Below are 1,928 nucleotides of genomic sequence, written 5' to 3' on the forward strand. Positions count from 1 at the left end.
GCGGCGATCTGGGCGCAAGTGCTCGGGCTTGAGCGGGTCGGCCTGACCGACAACTTCTTCGAACTGGGCGGGCATTCGCTTCTGGCCACCCAGGTGTTCTCGCGGCTGCGTGAACAGGGTATCAATGCGCCGCTGCTGACACTGTTCGAGCGATCCACCTTGCAAGGTTTCGTGGCCGCCTTGCCTGCGCCGGGGGCGGTGCAGGGGGCGCCGGCCATGGTCGCAGGCCCGCGTAGCGGGGCATTGCCGGTGTCCTATGCGCAGCAGCGGCAATGGTTCCTCTGGCACCTGGACCCGCACAGCAGCGCCTACCACATCCCGATGGTGCTGCGCCTGCGCGGGGTGCTGGATACCGCTGCGTTGCAGCACAGCTTCGATGCACTGGTCGAGCGCCACGAAGCGCTGCGCACCCGCTTCCTCGAAAGCGCTGAAGGCATCGTGCAGGTGATCGACGCCCCGACTGCGGTGGCCATTGCCTTTGAAACCCAGGCTGACGAGCAGACGCTGCAAGCGCGCATCGCGCAAGAGATCCGACGCCCCTTCGACCTGGCGAGCGGACCATTGTTGCGGGTGTGCTTGCTGCAGTTGGCTGCCCAGGATTACGTGCTCGTGCTGACCCAGCATCACATCGTCTCCGATGCGGCGTCCATGCAACTGATGGTCGGTGAGTTGATCGAAGGCTACGCCAGCCACTGCAAAGGCGATGCAACGCCGCTGCCGCCACTGGCGCTGCACTATGCCGACTATGCACGCTGGCAGCGTGAGTGGATGGATGCCGGTGAACGTGAGCGGCAACTGGCCTATTGGGTGGCACAACTGGGCCATGACCAGGAGCTGCTGGCCCTACCGCTGGACCATGCGCGCCCGGCCGAGCAAAGCCACCGCGGCGCCCAGCTTGACCTGCAGGTGGCGCCGGCGCTGAAGGCCGGCCTGGACAGCCTGGCCCGTCGCCAGGGCACCACCCTGTTCATGGTGTTGCTGGCCTCGTTCCAGGCGCTGCTGCACCGTTACAGCGGCCAACCTGACATCCGTGTGGGTGTGCCGGTGGCTAACCGCAATCGGGTCGAGACCGAGGGCCTGATCGGTTTCTTCGTCAATACCCAGGTGTTGCGCGCGCAGGTCGAGCCACGGCAAGCGTTTACCGCGCTGCTGCACCAGGTACGTGATGCCGCGCTCGGCGCCCAGGCCCATCAGGACCTGCCGTTCGAGCAACTGGTCGATGCCCTGGCGCCGACCCGCAGCCTCAGCCACAGCCCGTTGTTCCAGGTGATGTTCAATCACCAGGCAGCCGCCGTTGCCGCCGTGCGGGATGTGCCAGGGCTTGCGGTCGAGGCGCTGGCGCTGCCTACCGACAGCACGCAGTTCGACTTGAGCCTGGACACCTGCGAGACCGGCCAGGGGCTGAGCGCCTCGCTGATCTATGCAACCGACCTGTTCGAACCGACCAGCATCGCCCGACTTGGCGAGCATTGGCTGAGCCTGCTGCAGGGGATTGTCGCCCAGCCAGAACAGGCTGTGGCCGAGCTGCCGTTGCTAGGCGCTGCCGAGCGTGAGCGCACGCTGCTGACTTGGAACGCGACGGCCGAGCAGTACCCGCTGGATCAGAGCATTCAGCAGCTGATTGAAGCCCAGGTAGTGCGTACTCCGGACGCGCCGGCGCTGGCTTACGCTGACACCACGCTGAGCTATGCCCAGCTCAATGCCCGCGCCAACCGCCTTGCGCATCGTCTGATTGCGCTGGGTGTCGGTCCGGATGTGTTGGTGGGCATTGCCGTTGAACGTTCGGTGGAAATGGTGGTGGGCCTGCTGGCGATTCTCAAGGCCGGTGGCGCCTATGTACCGCTGGACCCGGAATACCCGCAGGACCGCCTGAGCTACATGATTGAAGACAGCGGCGTTGAGCTGCTCTTGACCCAGAGCCACGTGGC

At 65.6% G+C, this 1,928-nt stretch carries 1 protein-coding gene; it reads left to right on the top strand.

The annotated features are described in order from the left end of the window. Positions 1–1,928: condensation domain-containing protein (locus HU720_RS23870; protein ID WP_186523614.1), on the top strand; the 1,928-nt coding region annotated here is incomplete at both ends.

Origin of the sequence: Pseudomonas sp. SWRI51, from assembly GCF_014268825.1 — a bacterium.
Lineage (GTDB): Bacteria > Pseudomonadota > Gammaproteobacteria > Pseudomonadales > Pseudomonadaceae > Aquipseudomonas > Aquipseudomonas farsensis.